The organism is Micromonospora humidisoli, from assembly GCF_016900955.1.
GTDB lineage: Bacteria > Actinomycetota > Actinomycetes > Mycobacteriales > Micromonosporaceae > Micromonospora > Micromonospora wenchangensis.
In genome coordinates this window covers 410,369-435,396 of record NZ_JAFEUO010000001.1, presented here as the reverse complement: position 1 = coordinate 435,396, position 25,028 = coordinate 410,369, and the positions used below count along the sequence as shown (strand labels likewise).

At 73.2% G+C, this 25,028-nt stretch carries 25 protein-coding genes and 3 tRNA genes; 16 read left to right on the top strand and 12 right to left on the bottom strand.

Translation table 11 applies throughout. From position 1 onward, the window contains the following. The first annotated feature begins 43 nt into the window (after positions 1-43). Positions 44-394 (top strand): immunity protein TriTu family protein, encoded by a 351-nt coding sequence (locus JQN84_RS01930; protein ID WP_204956666.1) that lies wholly within the window; start codon positions 44-46, stop codon positions 392-394. 177 nt (positions 395-571) lie between these two features. Here JQN84_RS01930 and JQN84_RS01925 read toward each other — a convergent pair. Further along, positions 572-647: transfer RNA gene (locus JQN84_RS01925), tRNA-Lys, on the bottom strand. A 187-nt stretch (positions 648-834) separates the two neighbouring features. Between JQN84_RS01925 and JQN84_RS01920 the strand changes: the two genes are divergently transcribed. Then, a complete protein-coding gene (locus tag JQN84_RS01920; RefSeq protein ID WP_204956665.1) occupies positions 835-2,109 on the top strand; it encodes a L,D-transpeptidase in 1,275 nt (424 codons plus the stop codon). A 172-nt stretch (positions 2,110-2,281) separates the two neighbouring features. After that, positions 2,282-3,538 carry a L,D-transpeptidase gene (locus JQN84_RS01915; protein ID WP_204956664.1) on the top strand — a complete coding sequence of 419 codons (1,257 nt, stop codon included), beginning with the start codon at positions 2,282-2,284 and terminating at the stop codon, positions 3,536-3,538. Positions 3,539-3,735: 197 nt separating this feature from the next. Here the strand turns inward: JQN84_RS01915 and JQN84_RS01910 are convergent. Continuing rightward, positions 3,736-3,808: transfer RNA gene (locus JQN84_RS01910), tRNA-His, on the bottom strand. Positions 3,809-3,907: 99 nt separating this feature from the next. Then, complete coding sequence (orn, locus tag JQN84_RS01905; RefSeq protein WP_088641757.1) at positions 3,908-4,498, bottom strand: oligoribonuclease; 591 nt, start codon at positions 4,496-4,498, stop codon at positions 3,908-3,910. 73 nt (positions 4,499-4,571) lie between these two features. Between orn and JQN84_RS01900 the strand changes: the two genes are divergently transcribed. Continuing rightward, positions 4,572-5,852 carry a glycosyltransferase family 87 protein gene (locus JQN84_RS01900; protein WP_204956663.1) on the top strand — a complete coding sequence of 427 codons (1,281 nt, stop codon included), beginning with the start codon at positions 4,572-4,574 and terminating at the stop codon, positions 5,850-5,852. A gap of 216 nt (positions 5,853-6,068) precedes the next feature. Here JQN84_RS01900 and JQN84_RS01895 read toward each other — a convergent pair whose 3' ends face one another. Both JQN84_RS01895 and JQN84_RS01890 read right to left on the bottom strand, forming a co-directional pair. Then, a complete protein-coding gene (locus JQN84_RS01895; RefSeq protein WP_204956662.1) occupies positions 6,069-6,803 on the bottom strand; it encodes a YcnI family copper-binding membrane protein in 735 nt (244 codons plus the stop codon). 17 nt (positions 6,804-6,820) lie between these two features. Beyond that, on the bottom strand, positions 6,821-8,476 hold the full coding sequence (locus JQN84_RS01890) for a copper resistance CopC/CopD family protein (RefSeq protein WP_204956661.1): 1,656 nt from the start codon (positions 8,474-8,476) through the stop codon (positions 6,821-6,823). A 352-nt stretch (positions 8,477-8,828) separates the two neighbouring features. Here JQN84_RS01890 and JQN84_RS01885 point away from each other — a divergent pair, with 352 nt between their 5' ends. The 3 genes from JQN84_RS01885 to JQN84_RS01875 are packed head-to-tail and all read left to right on the top strand — an operon-like array spanning position 8,829 to position 11,153. Further along, the gene (locus JQN84_RS01885) at positions 8,829-9,359 is read left to right on the top strand and encodes a MauE/DoxX family redox-associated membrane protein (RefSeq protein WP_204956660.1); all 531 of its coding nucleotides are present in this window, start codon (positions 8,829-8,831) and stop codon (positions 9,357-9,359) included. Next, positions 9,346-10,062: a DsbA family protein gene (locus JQN84_RS01880; protein ID WP_204956659.1), complete on the top strand. Its 717-nt coding sequence runs from the start codon at positions 9,346-9,348 to the stop codon at positions 10,060-10,062. The genes JQN84_RS01885 and JQN84_RS01880 overlap by 14 nt, the downstream gene beginning before the upstream one ends. Next, a complete protein-coding gene (locus JQN84_RS01875) occupies positions 10,059-11,153 on the top strand; it encodes a hypothetical protein (protein WP_204956658.1) in 1,095 nt (364 codons plus the stop codon). The genes JQN84_RS01880 and JQN84_RS01875 overlap by 4 nt, the downstream gene beginning before the upstream one ends. Before the next feature lie 18 nt (positions 11,154-11,171). Here the strand turns inward: JQN84_RS01875 and JQN84_RS01870 are convergent, their stop codons facing one another. From JQN84_RS01870 to JQN84_RS01855, 4 genes are read right to left on the bottom strand one after another with little or no spacing between them, the layout of a single operon-like run. Continuing rightward, complete coding sequence (locus JQN84_RS01870; protein WP_204956657.1) at positions 11,172-11,936, bottom strand: energy-coupling factor ABC transporter ATP-binding protein; 765 nt, start codon at positions 11,934-11,936, stop codon at positions 11,172-11,174. Further along, positions 11,933-12,703, bottom strand: a complete 771-nt coding sequence (gene cbiQ / locus JQN84_RS01865; protein ID WP_204956656.1) for a cobalt ECF transporter T component CbiQ — start codon at positions 12,701-12,703, stop codon at positions 11,933-11,935. Before cbiQ ends, JQN84_RS01870 begins: the two co-directional genes overlap by 4 nt. 14 nt (positions 12,704-12,717) lie before the next feature. Continuing rightward, the gene (locus JQN84_RS01860; RefSeq protein ID WP_204956655.1) at positions 12,718-13,131 is read right to left on the bottom strand and encodes a PDGLE domain-containing protein; all 414 of its coding nucleotides are present in this window, start codon (positions 13,129-13,131) and stop codon (positions 12,718-12,720) included. Further along, positions 13,128-13,847 (bottom strand): energy-coupling factor ABC transporter permease, encoded by a 720-nt coding sequence (locus JQN84_RS01855; RefSeq protein ID WP_145918134.1) that lies wholly within the window; start codon positions 13,845-13,847, stop codon positions 13,128-13,130. Before JQN84_RS01855 ends, JQN84_RS01860 begins: the two co-directional genes overlap by 4 nt. Positions 13,848-14,097: 250 nt before the next feature. Between JQN84_RS01855 and bcp the strand changes: the two genes are divergently transcribed. From bcp to JQN84_RS01835, 4 genes are all read left to right on the top strand, one after another. After that, the gene (gene bcp / locus JQN84_RS01850) at positions 14,098-14,574 is read left to right on the top strand and encodes a thioredoxin-dependent thiol peroxidase (protein ID WP_088641767.1); all 477 of its coding nucleotides are present in this window, start codon (positions 14,098-14,100) and stop codon (positions 14,572-14,574) included. 79 nt (positions 14,575-14,653) lie between these two features. After that, a complete protein-coding gene (locus JQN84_RS32510) occupies positions 14,654-15,247 on the top strand; it encodes an HNH endonuclease signature motif containing protein (RefSeq protein WP_088641871.1) in 594 nt (197 codons plus the stop codon). Further along, positions 15,210-15,284 (top strand) — tRNA-Leu (locus JQN84_RS01840). Before JQN84_RS32510 ends, JQN84_RS01840 begins: the two co-directional genes overlap by 38 nt. 85 nt (positions 15,285-15,369) lie before the next feature. Further along, positions 15,370-15,897, top strand: coding sequence for a GNAT family N-acetyltransferase (locus JQN84_RS01835; protein ID WP_204956654.1), 528 nt, complete (start codon positions 15,370-15,372; stop codon positions 15,895-15,897). Positions 15,898-16,054: 157 nt separating this feature from the next. Here the strand turns inward: JQN84_RS01835 and JQN84_RS01830 are convergent, their stop codons facing one another. From JQN84_RS01830 to JQN84_RS01820, 3 genes are all read right to left on the bottom strand, one after another. Next, positions 16,055-17,128, bottom strand: coding sequence for an expansin EXLX1 family cellulose-binding protein (locus JQN84_RS01830; RefSeq protein ID WP_307820953.1), 1,074 nt, complete (start codon positions 17,126-17,128; stop codon positions 16,055-16,057). A 63-nt stretch (positions 17,129-17,191) separates the two neighbouring features. Continuing rightward, positions 17,192-17,509: a hypothetical protein gene (locus JQN84_RS01825; protein WP_088641769.1), complete on the bottom strand. Its 318-nt coding sequence runs from the start codon at positions 17,507-17,509 to the stop codon at positions 17,192-17,194. 137 nt (positions 17,510-17,646) lie between these two features. Beyond that, on the bottom strand, positions 17,647-18,480 hold the full coding sequence (locus JQN84_RS01820; protein ID WP_204956653.1) for an O-methyltransferase: 834 nt from the start codon (positions 18,478-18,480) through the stop codon (positions 17,647-17,649). 125 nt (positions 18,481-18,605) lie between these two features. Here JQN84_RS01820 and JQN84_RS01815 point away from each other — a divergent pair, with 125 nt between their 5' ends. The 5 genes from JQN84_RS01815 (at position 18,606) to JQN84_RS01795 (ending at position 24,983) form a co-directional block, all read left to right on the top strand. Continuing rightward, the gene (locus JQN84_RS01815) at positions 18,606-19,646 is read left to right on the top strand and encodes an LCP family protein (protein ID WP_307820952.1); all 1,041 of its coding nucleotides are present in this window, start codon (positions 18,606-18,608) and stop codon (positions 19,644-19,646) included. 80 nt (positions 19,647-19,726) lie between these two features. Continuing rightward, on the top strand, positions 19,727-20,575 hold the full coding sequence (locus JQN84_RS01810) for a MurR/RpiR family transcriptional regulator (protein WP_204956652.1): 849 nt from the start codon (positions 19,727-19,729) through the stop codon (positions 20,573-20,575). A 12-nt stretch (positions 20,576-20,587) separates the two neighbouring features. Beyond that, entirely contained in the window at positions 20,588-22,243 is a 1,656-nt protein-coding gene (hutU, locus tag JQN84_RS01805; RefSeq protein ID WP_204956651.1) for a urocanate hydratase, read from the top strand. Between the two features lie 173 nt (positions 22,244-22,416). Next, on the top strand, positions 22,417-23,631 hold the full coding sequence (locus JQN84_RS01800; RefSeq protein ID WP_204956650.1) for an allantoate amidohydrolase: 1,215 nt from the start codon (positions 22,417-22,419) through the stop codon (positions 23,629-23,631). Then, positions 23,628-24,983 (top strand): formimidoylglutamate deiminase, encoded by a 1,356-nt coding sequence (locus tag JQN84_RS01795; protein ID WP_204957282.1) that lies wholly within the window; start codon positions 23,628-23,630, stop codon positions 24,981-24,983. The genes JQN84_RS01800 and JQN84_RS01795 overlap by 4 nt, the downstream gene beginning before the upstream one ends. Positions 24,984-25,028 lie beyond the last annotated feature (45 nt).

Sequence of the window (25,028 nt, the reverse complement as noted above, 5' to 3'; positions counted from 1 at the left end):
ACCGACGCCAGCCCTCCCGCGCAGAGCGTGTGATAGTCGGGGCGTGACCTTCCCACTGGAAACACTGTCCGACGCCGTGCTGGCCCGAGCCCAGACGTGGACGCGGCTGGGCATGACAGGGCACACCCGACCGATCGAGCCGAACCACGGCAACCCGATCGTCATCAGTGAGTTCGAGTCCCCGTCATGGCTCGCCGCGATAACGATCTGGAGCACCGGCGAGGCCGAACTAGAGACAGTCCGCGTGGCCGACGAACGGATCGTCAACAAGCACTACGACCTGACCACCCCCGACGACCTCGAACTACTACTCGACGAACTCGTCGCCCTCCTCATCGACGACTGCATCCCCGCAGCAGCAGTCGTTGCCCACCACCCACCGGCACCAGCCTGAAACCAGCAATCGAAGACACCCGCCGGTCGGAGCGCCAGGTGCACCGATGTAGGCCCCGGTCCACGCGGGCACGGAATGGTCCAACGGCTCCCGAGCACCCACCGAGACACCGAACCACCGACAGAAACGCCAAAAGGCTCCAACCCAGGGTGAAACCCCAGGTCAGAGCCTTTTCGGTGGTGCGCCGCCAGGGACTCGAACCCCGAACCCGCGGATTAAGAGTCCGCTGCTCTGCCAGTTGAGCTAGCGGCGCTCGTTGGCAACGGAGAGAACACTAGCACGGGCCATGAGCGGGGTTCCAATCCGATACCCGGCTCCACCCTTCGGGCGAGCTTAACGGGCAAAAGGCTTCAGATCCCCCTGCCGGAGAGCGTCCGGCATCGAGCTGGTGGCCGCCATGGGGCACGATGTCCGCCAGGTACGCGAGAACAGAGGTGGGGATGGGCAGGTTCACGCGGGGCGGGGCGATGGCGGGCGCTCTCGTCCTGGCGGCGTCGCTGGCTCTGGCCGGCTGCGGCGGCGACCAGAAGAAGGAAGCCGAGTTCGTCGGCGGCACCGGGGCTTCGCCGAGCACCGAGGCGGTAACCCCGGCGCAGTCCGGTGGGGCGTCACCGTCGGCACCGGTGGCGGACGGCCTGACGGTCAGCCCGGCGGACGGGGCGAAGAGCAGGCCGGTCAGCACCGAGATCAGCGCCGACCTCCCGGGCGGCGGAAAGGTCTCCTCGGTCACCCTCACCACGGGTGACGGCAAGCAGGTCGGCGGAAAGATGCGTCTGGACGGCAGTTCCTGGGTGCCGTCGTCGGCCCTGAAGTACAACACCAGGTACACCGCCACGGTGACCGGCACCGGCGCGGACGGTCAGCCCCGGCAGGGGGTGAGCACGTTCACCACGATGGCCAAGCCGAAGTCGATGATCGGCTCCGGCCTGTACCTCTTCGACGACCGGACGTACGGCGTGGCCATGCCGGTGGTGGCCGAGTTCAGCCCGGGTATCCCGAAGAAGGACCGGGCGGCCGTCCAGAAGCGGATGTTCGTCAAGACCGATCCGCCGCAGCCGGGGGCCTGGCACTGGGTCTCCAGCGGCACGCAGGCGTACTACCGGGCGCCTGAGTACTGGCAGCCGGGGACGACGTTGAGCGTCCGGATCGCGCTGGCCGGGATTCCGCTGAGCAACGGCCGGTACGGCAACGTGGACCGGTCGGCCACCGCCAAGATCGGGCGGGCCTTCGAGATGAAGGTGGACAACGCCACCAAGCAGATGGAGGTCTTCCAGGGCGGCCAGCTGGTCAAGACCATCCCGGTCAGCCTGGGCAAGAAGAGCACGCCCTCCTCCAGCGGCACGATGGTGGTGATGGAGAAGAAGGAGAAGACCGTCTTCGACACCATGGACGAGCCGGACCCGGCCAACCAGTACCGCACCGAGATCGACTTCGCTCAGCGGTTGACCTGGGGCGGCGAGTACATCCACGCCGCCCCGTGGTCCGAGGGGGTGCAGGGCCGGCGGAACGTCTCGCACGGCTGCGTGAACGTGTCGATGGCGATGGGCAGGTGGCTCTTCTCCCAGACGAAGGTCGGCGACCCGATCACGGTCAAGGGCACCCCGCGCAAGCTCGAACCGGGCAACGGGTGGACGGCGTGGAGCATGACCTGGGCGGATTTCGTCAAGGGCAGCGCGGTGCAGGTGCCGCAGGGCGGCTCGGGTCCACTGGTCTGACCCCGGGTCCGGGTCGGCGCGCCGCGCCGACCCGGACCGGGACGGGCTGATTACCCGGCGTGGTCGCGTCCCGCCCGGCGGCGTGTTTCAGTTCACCGTTCGCAACCGACGGGCGTGCCGCTGCGTCTGTGAGGGACGATGGGACATCGGGGACCACGACTGTGAGGGAATCATGCGAGTTGTCCAGGACCACCTGACCGGGCGTACCGGTCGACGCCGGGTGCTCGCGGCGGGGGTCCTCGCCGCGGCGCTGGCCCTCACCTCCGCCTGCACGGGCTCGGGCGGCGACAAGCCGTCGAGCTGGCAGGGCGGCGGCGAGCAGACCGCGCCGAAGGCCAGCGCGACCATCACCGAACCGAAGGCCGACGCCACCGACGTCCCGGCCTCGACCGGCATCGTCTTCACCGCCAAGGACGCGAAGGACGCCACCGTCGCGCTCACCGACGCGGCCGGCAAGGCCGTCGAGGGCAAGCTCGCCGCGGACGGCGCGAGCTGGCTGCCCGCCGGCGCGCTGGAGTACGGGGAGAAGTACACCGCCACCGTCACGGCGACCGGTGAGGACGGCAAGCCGGCCACGGCCACCAGCACCTTCACGGTGATGGCCAAGCCGGACAAGCAGGTGCGGGTGACCAGCTTCCTCGGCGACAACCAGGTCGTCGGCGTGGGCATGCCGCTGGTCGTGAAGTTCGGTCGGGCCGTCCCGGAGGACTACCGCGACGACGTGCAGCGCCGGATGACGGTCACCAGCACCCCGGCCCAGGAGGGTGTCTGGCACTGGGTCAGCCCCACCGAGGTCCGCTACCGGCCCAAGGAGTTCTGGAAGTCGGGCACGACGGTCTCGTACCGGGTGCAGGCCGGCGGGCTGCCGATGGGCGACGGCTGGTACGGCCGGGCCGACCTGAGCGTGGACGTCAAGATCGGCCCGTCGGTGGTGATGCAGGTCGACAACAAGACCAAGCGGATGACCGTCACCAAGGACGGCAAGGTCGTCAAGACCATTCCGGTCAGCCTGGGCAAGAAGAGCACCCCGTCGTCCAGCGGGACGATGGTGGTGATCGAGAAGCTGCGCAAGACGGTCTTCGACACGATGGAGGAGCTGGGTCCGGAGGAGGGCTACCGCACCAAGATCGACTATGCCCAGCGGCTCACCTGGGGTGGCGAGTTCATCCACGCCGCCCCCTGGTCGGAGGGGCAGCAGGGCACCACGAACGTCTCGCACGGCTGTGTGAACGTGTCGATGAAGGACGGTGCCTGGCTGTTCGCCAACACCAAGATCGGTGACCCGATCACGGTCAAGGGCACCGAGCGCAAGCTCCAGAACGGCAACGGCTGGACCGACTGGAACATGAGCTGGGACCAGTACGTCAAGGGCAGCGCCCTGCCGTACGACCCGGACGCCGGGGAGCCGAGCGCCGAGCCGACCCCCTGACCGACCGCAGCCGGCCAGCCGGGTCCTGATCGACCGGCACGCACCGACCTTCCACGACCGGCCCCTGCCACCAGGCGGGGGCCGGTCCACGTGCGGGGTGTGACGCCCGCCGGGCCAGCCCCCGGTTCTCCCCCGGAACGACTCAGGCCCCCTCGACTGAGGGGGCCTGAGCTGAGGTGGAGCAGATCCACCAACCGGGTGACTGATGGGAATTGAACCCACGACAACCGGGACCACAACCCGGTGCTCTGCCAACTGAGCTACAGCCACCATGCCGTCCGCGCCGGTTTCCCGGGCGGGTGCGGACTAATAATAGCCACACCCGGGCGGGGCCCGTCCAGCGGGTTCCGCCCCTCGGTGACCGCCTGCCTAGAGCTGCGCCGCGATCGCCTTGGCCGTCTCGACGTCCGGGCCGGGCAGCGGCACGAACAGGGTGCGCCGGTAGTACTCCAGCTCGCGGATGCTCTCCCGGATGTCGGCCAGGGCCCGGTGCGCCAGCCCCTTGCGCGGCTGGCCGAAGTACACCCGGGGGTACCAGCGCCGGCACAGCTCCTTGATCGACGACACGTCGATCATGCGGTAGTGCAGGTGGGCGTCGAGCCGGGTCATGTCCCGGGCGATGAAGCCCCGGTCGGTGGCGATCGAGTTGCCGCACAGCGGCGCGGTGCGCGGGTCCTTCACGTGGCTGGTGACGTACTCCAGGACCAGGTCCTCGGCCTCGGCGAGGGTGACCGTGGAACGGCGTACCTCCTCGGTGAGACCCGACTTGGCGTGCATGGTGCGGACGATCTCCGGCATCGCCTCCAGGGCCGCCTCGTCGGCGTGGATGACCACGTCCACACCCTCCCCCAGCACGTTGAGGTCGGGGTCGGTGACCAGTGCGGCCACCTCGATCAGCTTGTCGCTGCCGAGGTCGAGCCCGGTCATCTCACAGTCGATCCAGACGAGAAGGTCAGCCACCGGAACAGACTACGCGCAGCCCAGGTCCCCGCGCCTCGGCACTGTCGCGGGGTGGGACCGCTAGGGTTTCCCCGTGCCCGCCGAATCCGTCGCGTCCCCCGTCACCACCCCGGAGGACCAGCGAAGTCGTACGGTCCGCCGGGTCGTCACGGTGCTGGCGCTGGCGGCCGTGCTGCCGGCGCTCTACCTGCCGGGCCTGGTGCACGACTTCTTCGATCTGAAGATCTACATGCGGGCGATGGACTGGTGGGCGTCCGGGCATCCGCTCTACGACTACGTGCAGCCCGACCGGGTTCAGGGTGAGTTGTACTTCACGTACCCGCCGTTCAGCGCCCTGCTGCTGCGGCCGTTCGGGGTGCTGCCGCTGGGCCTGACCATCGTCATCTTCACGGCGCTGACCTGCGTCGCCGTCGTGGTCACCACCCGCTGGCTGGTGCTGCCGGTGATCGCCCGGCACGGTCTGCACCGCAGGTACGCGCTCACCGTGGCGGTGCTGCTGGTCTTCGCGGTGGAGAGCACCCGCGAGACGATCACCTTCGGTCAGATCAACATGCTGTTGGTGGTGCTGATCCTGGCCGACCTGCTCTTCGCCGTACCGCAGGCACGACGCTGGGCCGGGGTGGGCGTCGGGCTGGCCACGGCGCTCAAGCTGTTCCCGGGCATCTTCATCGTCTACCTGCTGGTGACCCGGCGGTGGCGGGCGGCCGTGGTGGCGAGTGTCACGGCGGCGGCGGCGACGCTGCTGGCCGCCGCGGTGGCCCCCCGCGACTCGTGGCGGTTCTGGACCCACGAGCTGTGGGCCACCGACCGGGTGGGGCGCACCGACTACACCGGCAACCAGTCGCTGTTCGGCCTGCTCAGCCGGATCGACGCGCCGCAGGAGCCGAACCGGCTGCTCTGGCTGGTGCTGGTCGTGGCGATCCTCGGGTACGGGTTGTGGCGGGCGGCCCGCGCCGCCGGGGCCGGCGACTGGCTGACCGGCCTCACCCTCACCGGGCTGGTCGGCGGCCTGGTCAGCCCGATCACCTGGACCCACCACATCTACTGGTTCATCCCGGCGGTGGTGGTGCTGGTGGACGCGGCGCTCGACGCCGACCCTTCGACCCCGGCGGGGGCGCGCCGTCGGCGGCGGCTGCTCACCCTCGCCACCGGCACCGGCCTGGTGATCGCCTACGGGGTGGTCTCGTTCTACGACTGGGGGGTGGCGCCGGCCCGCACGGACACCCCCTGGGAGTTCCTGCTGCGTAACGCGTACGTGCTGCTGGCGCTGCTGCTGCTCGTGCTGCTGCCGGTCCGCCGGGAGCGCAGCCGGGAGCAGGAGCCCGTGCCGGCCGCCGGCCGGCAGCACCAATAGGCCGCAGCACTAATAGGACAGATATTCCCTTGTCCGACCTTTGGCGCTAATCTGGGCTCAGTCGGTCACGACCCATGGCACACCGATCCCCCGGTGAGACGGCCCTCCGCGTCGGCAGCGCGGAGGGCCGTCACCGCGTCCGGGCCCGTCCGACGGCCCCGCACGACGCGACCGGCCCGCCGGACGGGTCCGACGGGCCGGTGCGGGTGGAAAGCCTCAGGGCTTCGGCGTCGACTCCCGCCGGGTCCTGGCGAAGGCCAACCCGCCCAGGGCCAGCCCACCGAGCCCGGCCAGCAGACCGGCGACACCCAGCACGACCGCCGTCGAACCCGAGTCGTCGTCATCGTCGTCGTCCTTCGCGGCCGGCGCGCCCGCCGCCGCCGGGGACGCCGAGGGGGACCCGGCCGCCGCCGTCAGGGTCAGCACCGGCGCCGGGTTCTCCGGCTCCTCCGCACCCGGCGTGGGCTCCTCGATCCAGCGCGACACGTTGCCGTCGGAGTAGGTCTGGAGCGTCTTGAGGACCATCTTGTCCACCTGCGGCAGCGGACCCAGCGAGATCGGGAACTCCTGGAACTCGCCAGGCTTGACGCCGCCACCGGCGGCGGCCGTCCAGGTGAGCTTCGACACCGCCTCGGTGAGCTGGCTGCCGTGCACCTCGATCGGCGGGTCCACCTTGCGCTTCTCCACCGCCACCGTCCACCCCGGCACCGGCATCGTGGAAACCGAGCCGACCGGGGCGTTCTCCGGCAGGTTCACCTCGATCTTGACGGTGGACGCGGTGTCGCTCTCGTTGGGCACCCGGATGGCGAACCGGCCGTAGCTGCCCTGGGTCGCCTCCTTCGGGTTGACCGTGACGTGCGCCGCGGCCGGCCCGGCGAAGCCGAGCACCGTGGCGGTGACGGCGGCGAGGGTGAGCGCGGCGGCGGATGCGGAGCGCCGGAGACGGATCATCGGGGACGGGCCCTTCTCTACTTGATCGGCACGGTGGCGGTCACCGTGGCCTGGTCGATGTCGGACGTACGGACCGTGAAACGCAGTTGCCACTCACCCGCCGACGGGAAGCTGAACTCCCCCGTCGCATGGTTGTCGGTGAGCTTGAGCAGTGGGATGTCGATCGGTTCGACGCCGGCCGAGGGCAGCGCGGCGGTGGCCTTCCACTCCACCACCGGCTGCGGCCGGTTGTCAGGCGTGTAGGCGTACAGGTGCATCGAGTTGTTGCCCCGCTCGGCCGGGTCCAGCTCCACCTGCAGTGAGTAGAGCGGGCTGGTCAGCGTGGTCGAGTAGTAGCCGGCGTCGGCACCGGACCCCCCGTCGACGGTGGTTCGGGCCGGCGGGGTCTGCACCAGGGTCGCCGTCACGCCCAGGATCACCGCGGTGACCGCCAACTCCACCCAGACCGCGCGCCGCACCGGCAGCGGCCGGGCCGCCGCGGTCCGCCGGCGCACCAACTGTCGGGAGTACGCGGCCACAGCCACCACCAGCGCGAACAGCCCGATCTTGGCGAGCAGCAGCCGACCGTACGTGGTGCCGGTGAGCGCCTCGACGCTGGCCACCTCGATCAACCCCTGCACGACGCCGGCCAGCAGCAGCGCCGCCACCGCCAGCGCCGCCCAGCGGGACCAGATCGGCAGGATCGCCCCCAGCTCACGCTCGTCGGCCCGGCGCAGCAGGAACCCGGCAAGCATCACCAGGCCGCCCAGCCAGACCGCCATGCTGCCCAGGTGCACCGCGTCGACGAGCACCGACACCGCCGGGGCCGGGGAGGCCGCCGGGTGCCCGGCCAGCGGCCAGGTGAACAACCCGGCCGCCCCGAGCGCGGTCAGGATGATCCCGTCGGTACGCCCCACCGGCCCCCGGGTCAGCGGCCGGAGCAGGAACACCGCCGCCGCCAGCAGGCCCAGCCGGATCAGGTGCGTGGTGCCGTACCCGCTGCCCAGCACCTCGGACAGACCCTCGCCGGTGACGTCGAGCAGCCCCCCACCGGCGGTGTACGGCACCTGCATCCACACCTCGACGACCGTCGCGACGGCCAGCAGCCCCACACCGGACCAGAGCAGCCGGGCCGGCCCCCGCCGGGACAGCCGCAACGGCCAGAGCGCGGCGAGCACCAGCGCCGGGCCCACCACCAGCAGCAGGCCGGCGTACCCCAGGTACTTGGCCACCTTCACGCCCACGCCGACCACCGGGTCGGCCCGGCTGTCCGAGCCGGCGTCGGTCGGCGGCGTCGACGGCGCACCCACCGAATAGGTGAACGCACCTGACACCGGGTGGCTGTCGGCGGAGATCACCCGGTAGCTGACCAGGTAGGTGCCCTGCGGCCCGGCCGGGTCCACCCCGATCGTCACCACCGAGCCCTCGAACCGGGGCTCACCCCGGTCGGCGCGGGAACCGTCCGGGGCGATGACCCGCACCTTGTCGGGCACCTTGCGGACCGACTCGCTGAAGGTCAGCACCACCTCCGACGGGGCGCTCGGCACCACGGACGAGGCAACCGGGCTGCTGCTGGAGAGCACGGCGTGGGCGCTCGCCGGACCGGCCGGGGCGAGCAGCAGGGCGACGAGGGTGACCAGCAGGCCGGCGGCGGCCCCCAGCCGGGCCAGCCGGCGACGATCGACTGCGTTCATCCCGCCATGCTCGCTGACCACGGGCCGGTACGCCCACCCGGCCACCCCGCGACGGCACGGGGCGACCACGGCGGCCGGGGGGCCTGCCGCAGGTGGTGGGACGTCATGACCAGGTAGTCGTCCGGCAGGGGGAAAAAGTTCCCGGCGTGAGCGGGACCATGGAAAGGGCCGAACGACCCTGCCCGCTCCCGCCACGCCGCGTAGCCTGGCTTGACGTGATCCCCGCTCACCGCGACCCCTGCGCCACCGGCCGTAGCGGACCACCGCCCGGCCCCGACCGGCCCCCGGTGCCCCGGCCGGCCACCCGGCGACCGGTCACCCCGGGGAACCCGCGGGCCGGGTGGGACGACCAATGAACGTGACCACCACGCGTACCCCGGCCGGCCGCTGGCCGCTCGTCCGCCCCTGGCTCGGCGTCGTCGCCCGGCTCGGCCTGGCCGCCGTCTGGCTGTACGCCGGCGCGACCAAGGTCGGTGACCTCGCCGCCTCCGGCCGGGCCGTCAACGCGTACCAGGTGATGCCCTACGAGGTGGCCACGGCGATCGGGGCCGCGCTGCCGTTCGTGGAACTGGCGCTGGGCCTGCTGCTGCTCGCCGGGCTGGCCACCCGGTTGGGCGCCGGGATCTCCGCCGCGCTGCTGGTGGTCTTCGTCGCCGGCATCGCCTCGGCCTGGGCCCGCGGCCTGGCCATCGACTGCGGGTGCTTCGGCAGCGGCGGGCAGCTCGCCGCCGGCCAGTCCCCGAGCTACCTCCCGGAGATCCTCCGGGACCTGGGATTCCTGGCCCTGGCCGGATTCCTGCTGATCTGGCCCCGCACCCCGTTCTCGGTGGACGGCTGGCTCGCGGGCGACCCATCCGTGGAGGACGACGATGAGCAGTCGTAAGGGACGCAACCAGGCCGCGCGGGTGGTCCGCGAGCAGATCGCCCGGGAGAAACGCCGCAAGCGGACCCTCTGGACGTCCGTCGGCGCGGTGGTGGTGCTGGTGGTCGCCGGCCTGATCGGATGGAGCGTCTACTCCAGCCAGAAGTCGGACACCTTCACGGCCCCGCCCGGCACGAACGACGCCGGCACCGGCGTCGTGATCGGCACCGGACCGGTCACCATCGACCTCTACGAGGACTACCTCTGCCCGGTCTGCAAAGAGTTCCAGGAGGCCAGCGGGGAGACCATCAACCAGCTGGTCTCCGCCGGCAAGGCCAGGGTGGTCTTCCACCCGGTCGCCTACCTCAACCGGTTCTCCACCACGGAATACTCCACCCGCTCCTCGGCCGCGTCCGGCTGCGCGGCCAAGGGCGGCAAGTTCAAGGAGTTCACCGACGCGCTGTTCGCCCAGCAGCCGCCGGAGGGCGGTGCCGGGCTGAGCAACGACCAGCTGATCGACATCGGCGCGGGCGTCGGGCTGAACAAGGACGACTTCGGTTCCTGCGTCCGGGACGGAACCTACACGGCGTGGACCGAACACGTCACCGACGACGCCAGCAAGGCCGGGGTCACCGGCACCCCGACCCTCAAGGTGAACGGCACCGTCGTGTCCGACCGCACCCCGGCCGGAATCACCACGGCCGTGGAGGCGGCCGGCAAGTGAACCCGGCACCCCTGCGGCGGGCCGTCCTGCTGGTCACCGCCGTCCTGCTCGGCCTGCTCGGCTGCGCCGTACCGGCGTACGCGCACGGGGCGGACGCCCCCGACGGCACCGACTACCGCACCACGGTGACCGGGATCACCCCGGCCCGGCCGGGGCTGACCGTCCGGGCCGTCGAGGCGGGTGCCCGGCTGGAACTGGTCAACCACTCCGACCGGGACGTCGAGGTGATCGGCTACTCCGGGGAGCCGTACCTGCGGGTCGGGCCGGGCGGGGTGTACGAGAACGTCCGCTCTCCCGCCACGTACCTCAACCGCACCCTCGCCGGGGACACCGCGCTGCCCGCCACCGCCGACCCGGCCGCCGCCCCGCAGTGGCGCAGGATCGGCGACGACAGGCGGGTCCGCTGGCACGACCAGCGGGCCCTGTGGCGGGAGTCCGGGGTGCCCGCCCCGGTGGCGGCAGACCCCGGCCGGGAACACCGGGTCCGGGAGTGGGTCGTGCCGTTGCGCGACGGCGACGAGCCGGTGGAGCTGCGCGGCACCCTCGACTGGGTGCCGCCGCCGGACCCGTACCCGTGGTGGGTGGCCGTCGCCCTCGGCGCGCTGCTGGTCGGCGCGGCCGGGCTGCTGCCGGCCGGCACACCCGCCGGAACCCGGGCACTGCGCGGCGTCGGCGGAGTGCTCGCCGTCGGCGGGGCCGCCGCCGTCGCCCTGGTGCTCGGCCGCGAGCTGGACGCCGGGGCGCAGGGCGTCGGCGGGGTGCTGCTGGGGCTGGCCGCCGGGCAGCTGTGGCCGCTGCTGACCGGGCTGGGCGCGGTGGCTGCCGGGGGGTGGGCGCTGACCCGCCGGCCCGCCGCCGACTTCGTGCTCGCGCTGGCCGGCGCGTGCCTGGCCCTGTTCGTCGGCGTCGCCAACCTGACCGTGCTGTCCCGCGCCGTCGCCCCGGTGCCGTGGTCGGGCGGCGTCGCACGGGTGCTGCTGACCGGGGTGCTGGTCGCCGGGGTGGGAGCGGTCGCCGCCGGCCTGCTCCGGCTGCACACCGCCGCCCGCGCCGCCGCGCCCCGGCCCGCCGTCGAACCGGCCCGCAGCTGACCCGCCTGCCGGCGGTGGTCAGCCGATCGGTCGGGGGTGGAAGCCGTAGGGCAGTTCGAGGCGGTGGCGGGAGAGCAGGTCCGCGTCGGCGAGCAGGTCGACGGTGGGGGCGTCGGCGACGATCCGCCCGGCGTCCAGGATGACCGCCCGCTCGCACAGCTCCGCCGCGTAGGGCAGGTCGTGGGTGACCATCAGCAGCGTCACCGGCAGGGCGCGCAGGATCCCGGCCAGCTCCCGGCGGGCCGCCGGGTCCAGGTTGGACGACGGCTCGTCGAGGACCAGGATCTCCGGGCGCATCGCCAACACGGTGGCCACCGCCACCCGACGCCGCTGCCCGAACGACAGGTGGTGCGGGGCGCGGTCCCGGTGCTCGGCCATCCCCACCGCGGTCAGCGCCTCGTCGACCCGGGTGGCCAGCTCGGCACCGCGCAGCCCCAGGTTGGCCGGGCCGAACGCCACGTCCTCGGCGACCGTGGGCAGGAAGAGCTGGTCGTCCGGGTCCTGGAAGACGATGCCCACCCGGCGGCGGATCTCGGCCAGGGTGTCCCGGTCCCGGGACACCGTCAGCCCGCCCACGCTCACCGACCCCTCGGACGGGGTGAGGATGCCGTTGAGGTGCAGCACCAGCGTGGTCTTGCCCGCGCCGTTCGGGCCGAGCAGGGCCACCCGCCCGCCGCGCGGCACGGCCAGGTCCACCCCGGCCAGGGCGACGTGACCGTCCGGGTACGCGTACCGGACGCCACGGACGTCCAGGGAGACAGCGGTCTGCACGTACCCGATCATGTCAGGACGACGGCGGTGGCGGCGATCGTCACCGCCGCCAGCGGCACGGTCGCCGCCGCCACCCACTGCCCGGCGGTCGCCGCCCCGGCACCCTGCCAGACCGCAGGCATCCGCCCGGTGTAGCCCCGGGAGAGCATCGCCAGGTAGACCCGCTCACCCCGCTCGAAGGCCCGCAGGAACAGCGCGCCCACCCCGGCGGCGAAGCCGCGCAACTGCCACAGGAAACGCGGGTCGTCACCCCGGGAGATCCGGGCCACCCGCATCCGGCGGGCCTCGCCGACCAGCACGTCGAGGTAGCGCAGCATGAACGTGGCGATCTGGGTGATGATCTGCGGGCAGCGCAGCCGGTCCAGGCCGACGATCAGGTCCCGGGTGGTGGTCGTGGCGGCCAGCAGCAGCGACGCGAGCACCCCCAGGGTGCCCTTGGCGACGATGTTCCACGCCCCGTGCAGGCCGTCCACCGACAGGCTCAACCCGACGAACTCGGTACGCGGACCCGCGCCGAGGAACGGCAGGGCGACCGCGAACAGCACGAACGGCACCTCGATCGTGGCGCGCAGCAGCAGCCAGCGCGGGCCGACCCGGGCCAGTGCGGCGACGACCGCGACCAGCAGGGCATAGCCGCCGAAGGCCCAGAACGCCTCGCGCGGGGTGGCCACCACGGCGATGGTGAACAGCACCATCGCGGCGATCTTCACCTCGGGTGCCAGCCGGTGCACCCGGGAGGGGGTGTCCCGGTAGAGCACGTGCGCGTGTCCGGCACCCACGTCGTACCGCCCGGTCAGCCGGCGGTGCCGGCGGGCTGCCGGTCGTCACGCGCGCCGCCGTCGGTGCCGGCCGGCTGACCGTCGCCGCCGGCCGGGCGGCGGCCACGCAGCAGCCAGAACAGGCCGCCGCCGACGGCGAAGGTGAGCAGCACCCCGGCCACCCCGGACAGGCCGGTGGAGAGGAAGCCGTTGTCCACGCCCCGGATGCCGTAGTCGGCGAGCGGGCTGTCCGCCAACTCGTGGTCCCTGGCCTGCTGGGCCGGGCAGGAACCGCCGGTGATCTCGTCGTCGGCGTTGACCGTGCAGCCCTTGAGCAGCGACGAGTCCAGGCCGTCCGGGTGCGACGAGGCGTAGTTGCTGACCACGCCGGCCAGCACCAGGGCGACCAGCAGGCCGGCCGCCACGAAACCCCAGGACCGCTTCCTCACCGGGCACCTCCGACAGCCGGGACGGGGGCCGGCGCGGTCGCCGGCTTGAGCGCGCGCAACGCGTATACCAGGTCGGGTCGGACCTTGGCGACGGTGGCGACGGTGGTCGCGGTGATCAGCCCCTCACCGATGCCGATCAGCAGGTGGACGCCGGCCATCGTGCCGGCCAGGCCGGTCAGGTTGCCGCCCAGGTCGGTGGTGCCGCCGAGCCAGTACTGCACGACGAAGCCCTGGGAGGCGACGACCACGCTGACCAGCGCCGAGACGAAGGCGGTGACGGCCAGGCCGGTGGGCGTGCGGGGCAGCACCCGCAGCAGGCCGGCGATCAGCAGGTACGCCGCGGCGGTGCCGAGCAGCGCCATGTTGGTGATGTTCAGGCCGAGCATCGCGACGCCGCCGTCACCGAAGACCAGGGCCTGCACGATCAGCACCACCGAGACACAGAGCGCGCCGACCCAGGGGCCGACCAGCAGGGCGGCGAGCGCGCCGCCGAGCAGGTGACCGGAGACCCCGGCCGTGAAGATCGGGAAGTTGAGCATCTGCACGGCGAAGATGAACGCGGCGACCAGGCCGGCCATCGGCGCCAGCCGGTCGTCCAGGTCACGCCGGCCGCGCAGCACGCAGAAGGTCAGGGCGGCCAGCGCGACGGCGGCGAAGATCCCCGCGACCGGACCGTTGATGATGCCGTTCGAGATGTGCATCGCCAGGGTTTCCACATGACCTCCAGTCGGCCGGCAGGCCCAGCCTATTTCCCGGCCCGGGTTGTTGCCAAGATGCGGCAACAAGGCATGGCGTTGTTCACCAGCGGGCCACCGCCGGGCCCCTCACCGGCCGCCGTCCCGCACGCTGCGGGAACGCAGGGACGGGCGCGCGCCGCACCGGGCAGTGCCGGGCGGCGGGGGAACACCCCGGGTGTCCCGGCGGGGATCGGCCGGGGCGGCGCAGCCCGGCGGTAGGGTCGTCGCCATGACCGCGCCCGACCGGCTCGCCCCCGGCGACCCTGCCCCCGACTTCACCCTCCCCACCGACACCGGGGAGACGCTCTCCCTGGCCGCGCTGCGCGGTCGCCGGGTCATCCTGTACGCCTACCCGGCCGCGATGACCCCCGGCTGCACCAAGCAGGCCTGCGACTTCCGCGACTCGCTCGCCTCGCTCCAGGCCGCCGGTTACGAGGTGGTCGGCATCTCCCCCGACCAGCCCGCCAAGCTGGCGAAGTTCCGCGAGCGCGACGCCATCACCTTCCCGCTGGTCGCCGACGTCGACCGGGCGGTGCTCACCGCGTACGGCGCCTTCGGCGAGAAGCAGTCCTACGGCCGTACGGTGACCGGGGTGATCCGGTCCACCTTCGTCATCGACCCGGACGGGAAGATCGAGCACGCGTTCTACAACGTCAAGGCCACCGGCCACGTCGCCAAGCTGCGCCGGGACCTCGGCCTCGACTGAACGCGTCCGGCCGACGACCGACGATGTCGGACCTCGCCGCTACCGTGCGTGGGTGACCCGGTACAAGTACACGCCGGAAATGCTCGCCCAAGCGGCGGCGCAGTCCCGCAGCATCGCCGATGTCCTGCGCGTTCTCGGGGTCCGGTTCAGCGGTGGTTCGCACGCGCACATCAGTCGTCAGCTCAAGCGGCTGGGCATCGACACGTCCCACTTCACCGGCCGACTGCACAACAAGGGTGGTCGGGGAGTCCGCACGCCCCTGACCCAACTGTTGATCAAGCGTGCAGAGGGGCGGAGGGTCCCGGGATCACGTCTTAAACGGGCCCTGGCCGCCATCGGGCTGCCGGAGGAATGCGAGGCGTGCGGAGTCGGGGCCACCTGGCAAGGTAGGCCGCTGACACTGCACGTTGATCACATCAACGGCGACTTCCTCGACAACCAACCCAGCAATCTGCGGCTTCTCTGCCCGAACTGCCACAGCCAGACGGCCACCTACGCCGGTTCCAACCGGGCGGCGGTGTCCCCGCCGGATGTGGTTTACGATGCGGAGGCTGTGACACCCACCGGTTTTCCGATCGGCAGACGGCTCCGCCGTCGCACGCAATGGCCCTGGAAGGTGACGGTGTACACAGTGAGGGGCCGTAGCCCAAATGGCAGGAGGCATGCGGTTTAGGTCCGCATCAGTGCGGGTTCGAGTCCCGTCGGCCCTACTCCCCCTCTGACGGTCGGTTCTCCGGCTGTCAGGAGGGTCACGATCGTGGGCGTACGACGCGTCGGCGCAGCAGGATCGGCAGGGTGAGCCTGCGTTTCGTCCTCGACCCCGACCTCACCCCCGCCCTGCGCGAGCAGATCGTCGACCTCTGGGTCGACGTCACCAACGCCGGCGGTGCGGTCGGTTTCGTCGCCCCGGTCACCGCCGCCGACGTACGTCCCGTCGCCGAGGCGACCTTCGCCGCCGTCACCGACGGTCCGGACCGGATGCTGGTCGGCTACGCGGGTGACCGACCGGTCGCGGTGTTGTTCCTCGCCGACAACCGGTTCGGGTTGAAGGCGCACTGGGGCGTCCTCAAGCGGGTGATGGTGCACCCGGCCACCCAGGGGTGCGGCCACGGGCAGGCCCTGATGCGGGAGGCCGCCCGGCGCGCGCCCGAGCTGGGTTGGCGGGCGCTGCACGTCACGGTACGCGGTGGGCTCGGCCTGGAGAGGTTCTACGACCGGCTCGGCTACCGGGAGGTGGGCCGGCTGCCGGGCGCGCTGCGGGTGGCAGCCGGCGACGACCGCGACGAGATCCTCATGTGGCGGGACCTGGACACCCCGGCCTGACCGTCCGACGGACCGCGCTCGACCGGCACCGGGTCGACCGGCGACGTCCGGCGGATCCCGCTCCCGACGGACGGGTCGCTCGGGCGACGCCCGGTGGAGGACGCTTCCGCACGGACCGGGCCGAGGCGGGCAGCGACGATGGAAAGACCGGTGGGGATCAGCCCCGGGACGCGCAGTCGACAGGTCGGCCAGTGCCAGGCTCCGCCGACGCGGCGAGCGCGGGTGGGGCGCTGACCTGCGGTGTGCCGGGCGAGCTGGTGGGGGCGACCGTCGACGGGCTGACGGTGGCCCGGCTCGGGGTGGCGCCGGGGCTCGGGGACGGCCGGCTGGTCGGGTTCTTCCGCGCGGCGGGGGCGCTACCGCCGTACATCGTCACGGTGCTGCGCTGGACCCGGCCGGGGGACATGGTGACGCCGGTGGCGGTGACGCGGTGGCCGTACACGTCGGTGACCCGGACGGCGTACGGGCCGGGGCCGGCACCCGAGTCGATCTGCCAGTAGTTGTAGTCCTGCCGGACGGCGGTACGCCAGGCGCCGGAGCCCTGCCGCACCTCGACGGCGCGCAGCGGGTTGCCGTGCCCGGCGACCAGCACGGCGAACCAGTACTGCGACGCGCCCTCCTTGATCCGGAAGGTGAGCGGGCCGGACAGTGGCGGGTCGACCGCCGCGCGGTAGCTGACCCCGACGATGCCCTGCACCGGGTCGGCGATCCGGGCGAACGCCTCGCGGGAGAGGTCGACGTGGCCGGGGGCGCACTCGGGGCACTGGTCCATGATCAGGACACGGACGGTGCCCCGGGGGCCGGTGACGTCGAGGTACCCGCCGCAGGCCGCACCGGCGCTGTACTCGGTGGGGCCGAGGGCCACGTACATCCGGTCGGCCGGGGCGGACGGGTAGGAGCAGTTCCCGCCGGCCCCCTTCGAGTCGTAGAAGGTGGCTTTTCCCTTGTGGACCGTACTGCCGGTGGGTGGGGCCGCCAGTGGCAGCCGCCCGGCGGCGACCGGGCCGGCACCGGCCAGCCCGGCCGGCGGGGCGGCACAGGCGGGGGCGGCTCCGGAGCGCAGCGCGAGGCTCAGCCCGAGCACGGTGGCGAGCGCGGCGACGCCACCGGCGGCCAGCCAGCGGCGACGTCCGCCGCCCCGGGCGCGGCGACGCCCCGGCCCGGGACGCCCGGCGGGGGCGTCGCCGCCCGGCCCGGGGTCGGGTTCCTGGGACACGCTGCCGTCGGTCACGCCGACCGATGCTGCCGCAGGGGACGACCCGGGGACAAGCGGGCTAAGCGAAAGCTAAGCCGGTCAGCCGATCCGGTTGCGGTGGAGGCCCGACGCGATCACGGTAAGCGACCGTAGCGGCTCGGCGGTCTCCGGCCGGGTGCGCAGCAGGTCCTCCAGGCGGACCCGCCAGCGGCCGGCTTCGACGGCGGCAGCCTCGGGCGTGGTCCGGGCCCACGGCTGGAGCCGTCGCCGGGTGTCCTGGAGGGAGCCGGCGTGTTCGGGGCCGAGCAGCGCGCCGACTTCGGCGCACAACCAGTCGAAGAGTCGGTCGTCGGGAACGGCCGAGACGATCAGGCGGGCCATGTCCCAGGCCACGCGAGGGTGGTGGAGTACCTGCATGCCGGCTCCTGCGTCGAGGGTGGCGGTTCGGCCATCATCGATCCGCGACCGGCCCGGGGGCAACACCCGATCGGCCGGCACCCTGCTGCCGTGGCAGGGGCGTCCGGCGTCCGGCCCGGGTCACCGTCGGTCGGGCCTCACCAGGCGACGCCGATGCCGTCGCCGGGGTACCAGTGGTCGAGCGGGGTCTCCCGGTAGGCGAGGAACCGGCGGCCGGTGCGTTCGGCGTGTTCGGCGAGTACCCCGGTGGTGGTGACGTTGTCGGTGAGCAGGATCGCGCCGGGGGCCAGCTTCGGCTCGACGGCGTCGAACTCGCGGCGTTCGTGGTCGTGGCTGTGGTCGCTGTCGTGCAGGAACAGGTCGACCGGCCGGTCCAGGGCGGCGATCGCGGTGACCGAGTCGCCGACCACCAGGTCGACCACGTCGGACCAGGGCGCGCTGCGGGCCAGGTAGCCGGCCTCGGGGTTGACGTCCAGCGAGGTGAGCCGGCCGGGATGGCCCTCGGCGGCGTTGCGCAGCAGGGCGGCGGCCAGGACGCAACTGCCCAACCCCTTGTCGGTGCCGGTCTCGACGACGTGGGCGGGCCGGGTGGCCCGGACGATCGCGTACCAGCCGACCCGGCGGGCGTAGCGGACCCGCCGGTCGGCCAGGCCGCGTCGGGCGGACCGGGCGGTGGCCTGTTCGATGTGCCGGCGCAGCTCCGCGTCGCCGGTGATCTCGGTGAGGTAGCCCCGGACCCGGGCCACCGGGACGTCGCAGACCACGCTGACGAACCAGGTCAGGTGCTCCCGGCTGAGCCGGGTGAGGTCGTAGGTGTAGTTGTGGTGCTCCCGGGAGGTGGCCAGCCAGCGGGCCGAGGTGCGCAGCACCTTCGCGTCGTAGCGGGCGACCCGGGCGAGCCGTCCGGGGAAGGCGGCCACCGGTGCCAGCGGGGTGCGGGCGATGGCCCGGCGCAGTCTCGTCGCATCCACGGCGCGGTTCTACCAGCCGCAGGTGACGGGCGGCTGAACGTCCAGCGTACGGCGGCTTTCCGGGCCTCGGGCCGTCGGGCGTACGCGGGCTGCCGTACGGGGTGACGGCTCAGTAACATGCGGCCGTGCCCGCAGGTGAGAACGTTTCGGAATCCGCTCCGACCCCGGCCGCTGACGCCCCGGGGTCGCCGCCGGGGCGTCGGCGGGGCTGGCGGATCGCGCTGATCGTGCTGCTGGCGCTGGCCCTGCTCGGGGCGGGCGGCGTCGGCGCGGGCGCGCTCTATCTGCGCTCGGTCGACAACGACGTCGAGCGGGTGGACGCCTTCACCGGCGTGCCGACGCAGGACCGGCCGCCGGTGGTCGCCCGGGACGCCATGAACATCATGATCCTGGGCAGCGACTCGCGGGACCCGGAGCGGACCGAGGGGTCCCGTACCGACACGATCATCCTGGCCCACCTGCCGAAGGACCGGAAGAGCGCCCAGCTCGTCTCGATCCCCCGGGACACCTGGGTCCGCGTACCCCGGTCGGCCGACGGCCGGCACGGCGGCCGGACCGCGAAGATCAACGCGGCGTACGCCTGGGGCGGCATCCCGCTGATGGTGCAGACCGTCGAGGAGTTCACCCGGGTCCACGTCGACCACGTGGCGGTGGTCGACTTCGCCGGCTTCCAGGAGATCATCGACGCCCTGGGCGGGGTGGACATCACCGTCGACCACCGGTTCACCTCGATCCACCCGCCGCTGCGCACCTTCCCCGCCGGCCGGCAGACGATGGACGGGGCGACGGCGCTGGACTACTCCCGCCAGCGCAAGCAGTTCCCCGACGGCGACTTCGCCCGGATCCGGCACCAGCAGCAGGTGATCCGGGCGATCCTCGACAAGGCGGCCGGCGGCGGCATCCTGACCAGTCCGGGCAAGCTCAACGACTTCGTCCGGGCCGCCTCGGCGTCGGTCTCCGTCGACCGGGAGATGTCGCTGCTGGAGCTGGCGACCGAGCTGCGCGGCCTGCGCGGCGGCAACCTCACCTTCGTCACCAGCCCGTCGCGGGGCACCGGCCGGGTGGGCACCGAGAGCGTGGTGTTCGCCGACGAGCAGAAGTCCGAGGCGTTCTACGACGCGGTCCGCCGGGACGCCACCGCCGAGATCGTCCGCGCCGCCCGCTGAGCCCGGCGTCAACCCGGTGATCGCCTCCGGGCGGGAAGACAGTGCTTGCCTCTGAAATTTTTCATGCATAGAGTCGCGGCATGAATGAAGGAGCCGTCGCCGCGCCACCGGACCGGCTGCTCGACCTGTTCCACGGGGTCCGGCTCACCCCCACCCAGCGGCGCATCGCACACTGCCTGGTGCAGCACGCCGCCACCGTGGCCTACCTGTCGGCCGCCGAGGTCGCCGAGCTGGCCGGGGTCAGCCAGCCGTCGGTGACCCGGTTCGCCGTGGCGCTCGGCCACGACGGCTACCCGGCGCTGCGCCGCCGGCTGCGCGAGCTCACCGCCGGCCCCGACGGCCGCGCCGACGACGGCAACGAACTGCAACGCGCGGTACGCGCCGAGATGGCGAACCTGGACCGGCTGGCCGGCGAACTGGCCGACCGGGACCGGATCGCCGCCGCCGGTCGGCTGCTCGCGGCGAGCCGCCCGCTGCCGGTGCTCGGCCTACGGGCCGCCGCGCCGCTGGCCGCCTACTTCGCCTACTTCGCCGCCAAGGTGCTGCCCGACGTCCGGGTCCTCGACGACGGTGGCAGCCTGCTCACCGACCGGCTCGAACAGGCCGCCTCGGCCGGGGCGGACGCGCTGCTCGCCTTCGTGCTGCCCCGCTACCCCCGGGAGACCCTCGACGCGCTGCGCGCGGCCCGCGACGCCGGCCTCACCGTCGTCGCGATCACCGACTCCCCGGTCAGCCCCGCCACCGAGTACGCCGAGCTGGTGCTCCCCGCCGCCGTCGGCACCGACCTCGTCTTCGACCTGCACACCGCCCCGATGACCCTGGCCATGGTGGTGCTCCAGGCGATCTGCGACGCCGCCCCGATCCAGACCCAGCGCCGCCTGGAGGCGTTCGAGTCGTCCGCCGCCCGCCGTCAGTTGTTCCTCGGCTGAGAGGAGTACGCCATGCACCAGCCCGTCCGTGCCGCCCGTGGCACCACCCGTACCGCGCAGGGGTGGCCGCAGGAGGCCGCCCTGCGGATGCTGATGAACAACCTCGACCCGGAGGTGGCCGAACGCCCCGACGACCTGGTGGTCTACGGCGGCACCGGGAAGGCGGCCCGGGACTGGCCGTCGTACCACGCGCTGGTGCGCACCCTCACCGGGCTGCGCGACGACGAGACGATGCTGGTGCAGTCCGGCCGCCCGGTCGGGGTCATGCGCACCCACGAGTGGGCCCCCCGGGTGCTGCTGGCCAACTCCAACCTGGTCGGCGACTGGGCCACCTGGCCCGAGTTCCGCCGCCTGGAATCCCTCGGCCTGACCATGTACGGGCAGATGACCGCCGGCTCGTGGATCTACATCGGCACCCAGGGCATCCTCCAGGGCACCTACGAGACGTTCGCCGCCGTCGCCGCGAAGTGCTTCGGCGGCAGCCTCGCCGGGACGCTGACCCTCACCGCCGGCTGCGGCGGGATGGGCGGGGCGCAACCCCTCGCGGTCACCATGAACGACGGCGTCTGCCTGATCATGGACGTCGACCGCACCCGGCTCGACCGGCGGATGCACGACCGCTACCTCGACGAGGTCGCCGACTCGCTCGACGACGCCGTCGCCCGGGTGCTGGCCGCGAAGCGGGACCGGCGGGCGCTCAGCGTCGGCGTGGTCGGCAACGCCGCCACCGTCTTCCCCGAACTGCTCCGTCGGGGCGTCGCCGTCGACGTGGTCACCGACCAGACCAGCGCGCACGACCCGCTGTCGTACCTGCCGGAGGGGGTGGAACTGGCCGACGCCCGGGACTACGCGGCGGCCAAGCCGGCCGAGTTCACCGACCGGGCGCGGGCGTCGATGGCGAAACACGTCGAGGCGATGGTCGGCTTCCTCGACGCGGGCGCGGAGGTGTTCGACTACGGCAACTCGATCCGGGGCGAGGCGCAGCTCGGCGGGTACGCGCGGGCGTTCGACTTCCCCGGCTTCGTGCCGGCGTACATCAGGCCGTTGTTCTGCGAGGGCAGGGGGCCGTTCCGCTGGGCGGCGCTCTCCGGCGACCCGGCCGACATCGCCGCCACCGACCGGGCCATCCTCGACCTGTTCCCCGAGAACGAGTCCCTCGCGCGGTGGATGCGGCTGGCCGGCGAACGGGTCGCCTTCCAGGGGCTGCCGGCCCGGATCTGCTGGCTGGGCTACGGCGAGCGGGACGTCGCCGGGGTGCGGTTCAACGACATGGTCGCCGCCGGAGAGCTGTCCGCGCCGGTCGTGATCGGCCGGGACCACCTGGACTGCGGCAGCGTCGCCAGCCCGTACCGGGAGACCGAGGCGATGGCCGACGGGTCCGACGCGATCGCCGACTGGCCGCTGCTCAACGCGCTGGTCAACACGGCCAGCGGCGCGTCCTGGGTGTCGATCCACCACGGTGGCGGGGTGGGCATCGGCCGGTCGCTGCACGCCGGTCAGGTCTGCGTGGCCGACGGTACCGCGCTGGCCGGGCAGAAGATCGAACGGGTGCTCACCAACGACCCGGCGATGGGGGTCATCCGGCACGTCGACGCCGGCTACGACGCCGCCCGTGACGTCGCCGAGCGCACCGACGTCCGCATCCCCATGGCGGAGGGGACCCCGTGAGTGCGAGGAGCGCAGCGCAGCGGAGCACCGCAGTCACGAACAACGGAGGAACCCCGTGAGTGCGAGGAGCGCAGCGCAGCGGAGCACCGCAGTCACGAACAACGGAGGAACCCCGTGAGTGCGAGGAGCGCAGCGCAGCGGAGCACCGCAGTCACGAACAACGGAGGCACCCCGTGAGCGGCCTTGCCGTGAGGTTCCGGGAGCTGTGGGACGAGATCGCGCCGGTCGGCCGGGACGCCGGCAGCGGCGGCTATCTGCGGTACGCGCTGACCGCGCCGGAGCTGCGGCTGCGGGAGTGGTTCCGGGCGCAGGCCGACCTGCGGGGCATGCCGGTCAGCGAGGACGGCAACGGCAACCTGTTCGCCTGGTGGGGCGACCCGGACACCGACGGGCGGGCCGGCAGCGGGGCGGTGCTCACCGGCAGCCACTTCGACTCGGTGCCGCACGGCGGGGCGTACGACGGGCCGCTCGGCATCGTCAGCGCGTTGCTCGCCGTGGACGAGCTGCGGGCCGCCGGCGTCACCCCGGTCCGGCCGGTGGTGGTGGCCGCGTTCGTCGAGGAGGAGGGGGCGCGGTTCGGCGTACCGTGCCTAGGGTCGAGGCTGCTCACCGGCGAGATCGACGCCGACCGCGCGGCCGGGCTGCGCGACGCGGCCGGGGTGAGCTTCGCCGAGGCGCTCGGCCACCGGCCGGCGGGTGCCGACCCGGCGCTGCTCGGCCGGTTCGCCGCCTTCGTGGAGCTGCACGTCGAGCAGGGGCGGGCGCTGGTCGACGCCGACGCGCCGGTCGCGGTGGGCAGCGCCATCTGGCCGCACGGCCGGTGGCGCTTCGAGCTGCGCGGCGAGGGCAACCACGCCGGTACGACCCGGATGGGCGACCGCCGCGACCCGATGCTCACCTTCGCGTTCACCGTGCTCGCGGCGAACAAGGAGGCCCGGCTACGTGACGCGCACGCCACCGTCGGCCGGGTGTCGGTGGAACCCAACGCCACCAACGCGGTCCCGTCGACGGTGACCGGCTGGCTGGATGCCCGCGCCGCCGCGCCGGAGACCCTGGACGGCCTGGTCGAGGCGGTCCGGGCCAAGGCCGCCGAACGGGCCCGCCGCGACGGCACCGAGCTGACCGTCACCCGGGAGTCGGCCACGCCCCTGGTCACCTTCGACGGCGGGCTGGCCGACCGGCTGACGGAGCTGCTGGCCGCGCCGGTGCTGCCCACCGGGGCCGGCCACGACGCCGGGGTGCTCGCCGCGCACCTGCCCACCGCGATGCTGTTCGTCCGCAACCCGACCGGGGTGTCGCACTCCCCCGCCGAGTCGGCCACCGACGACGACTGCGCGGCCGGGGTGGTCGCGCTGGCCCGGGTGCTGGAGGAGCTGGCATGCCACTGACCCGTTGGCTGGCCGAGCAGGCGTGGCTGCCCGATCATGCCGCGCCGACCCCGGACGTGCTGATCGAGGCCGAGGACGGCCGGTTCACCGCCGTCACCCCGCTGGCCCGGGGCACGTCGCCGCACACCGGGGTGGAGGTGCTGGCCGAGGCGGTACGGCTACCCGGCCTCACCCTGCCCGGCCTGGCCAACGCCCACTCACACGCCTTCCACCGGGCGCTGCGCGGGCGTACCCACGGCGGGCGGGGTGACTTCTGGAGCTGGCGGGAGGAGATGTACGCCGTCGCCGGCCGGCTCGACCCCGACGCGTACCTGGCGCTGGCCCGGGCCGCGTACGCCGAGATGGCGCTGGCCGGGGTGACCTGCGTCGGCGAGTTCCACTACCTGCACCACGGCCCCGACGGCCGGCCGTACGACGACCCGAACGCGATGGGCGCGGCGCTGGTCGAGGCGGCGGCCCAGGCCGGCATCCGGATCACCCTGCTGGACGCCTGCTACCTGACCGCCTCGGTGGCCGGGGAGCCGCTGGCCGGGGTGCAGCGGCGCTTCGGCGACGGGGACGCGCGCCGCTGGGCGGACCGGGTCGACGGGTTCCGCCCGGCCGGGGCGCACGCCCTGCGCGGGGCGGCGATCCACTCGGTACGCGCGGTGCCGGCCGAACAGCTCGCCACCGTCGCCGGGTGGGCGTACCGGCAGGGCGCCCCGCTGCACGTGCACCTGTCGGAGCAGCCCGCCGAGAACGACGCCTGCCGGGCGGCGCACGGGCGTACCCCGACCGGGCTGCTCGCCGACCGTGGCGTGCTCGGCCCGGACGTCACCGCCGTGCACGCCACCCATCCCACCAGCGCCGACCTGGCCCTGCTGGCCGAGCACCGGACCGGGGTGTGCCTGTGTCCCACCACCGAACGGGATCTGGCCGACGGGATCGGGCCGGCCCGGCTGATGGCCGACGCCGGCATCCCGCTGAGCCTGGGCAGCGACAGTCACGCCGTGGTCGACCTGTTCGAGGAGGCCCGCGCGGTGGAGCTGGACGAGCGGCTGCGTACCCGGCGACGTGGGCACTTCACCGCCGCCGCGCTGCGCGACGCCGCCACCGTCTCCGGGCACGCCGCGCTGGGCTGGGCCGACGCCGGCCGGATCGCCGTCGGGGAACGCGCCGACCTGGTGACCGTACGGCTGGACAGCCCGCGTACCGCCGGGGTGCCGCCGGTGGGGGTGTTCTTCGCGGCCACCGCCGCCGACGTCGACCAGGTGGTGGTGGACGGGCGGCAGGTGGTGCGCGACGGCCGGCACCTGACCGTGGACGTGCCGGCGGAGCTGCGCGCGGCGGTCGCGGCGGTGACCGGTGACTAGCCGTACCGGGCCGGCGGCGGTCGGGCTGCCGCGGCCGGCGGCGGG

Bases quoted from the DNA above. Each gene is read 5' to 3' on its own strand.
- JQN84_RS01885 (WP_204956660.1), top strand. From the start codon at position 8,829: ATGAACGTGACCACCACGCGTACCCCGGCCGGCCGCTGGCCGCTCGTC.
- JQN84_RS01895 (WP_204956662.1), bottom strand. From the start codon at position 6,803: ATGATCCGTCTCCGGCGCTCCGCATCCGCCGCCGCGCTCACCCTCGCC.
- JQN84_RS01920 (WP_204956665.1), top strand. From the start codon at position 835: ATGGGCAGGTTCACGCGGGGCGGGGCGATGGCGGGCGCTCTCGTCCTG.
- JQN84_RS01880 (WP_204956659.1), top strand. From the start codon at position 9,346: ATGAGCAGTCGTAAGGGACGCAACCAGGCCGCGCGGGTGGTCCGCGAG.
- bcp (WP_088641767.1), top strand. From the start codon at position 14,098: ATGACCGCGCCCGACCGGCTCGCCCCCGGCGACCCTGCCCCCGACTTC.
- JQN84_RS01825 (WP_088641769.1), bottom strand. From the start codon at position 17,509: ATGCAGGTACTCCACCACCCTCGCGTGGCCTGGGACATGGCCCGCCTG.
- JQN84_RS01870 (WP_204956657.1), bottom strand. From the start codon at position 11,936: ATGATCGGGTACGTGCAGACCGCTGTCTCCCTGGACGTCCGTGGCGTC.
- JQN84_RS32510 (WP_088641871.1), top strand. From the start codon at position 14,654: ATGCTCGCCCAAGCGGCGGCGCAGTCCCGCAGCATCGCCGATGTCCTG.
- JQN84_RS01810 (WP_204956652.1), top strand. From the start codon at position 19,727: ATGAATGAAGGAGCCGTCGCCGCGCCACCGGACCGGCTGCTCGACCTG.
- hutU (WP_204956651.1), top strand. From the start codon at position 20,588: ATGCACCAGCCCGTCCGTGCCGCCCGTGGCACCACCCGTACCGCGCAG.
- JQN84_RS01890 (WP_204956661.1), bottom strand. From the start codon at position 8,476: ATGAACGCAGTCGATCGTCGCCGGCTGGCCCGGCTGGGGGCCGCCGCC.
- JQN84_RS01915 (WP_204956664.1), top strand. From the start codon at position 2,282: ATGCGAGTTGTCCAGGACCACCTGACCGGGCGTACCGGTCGACGCCGG.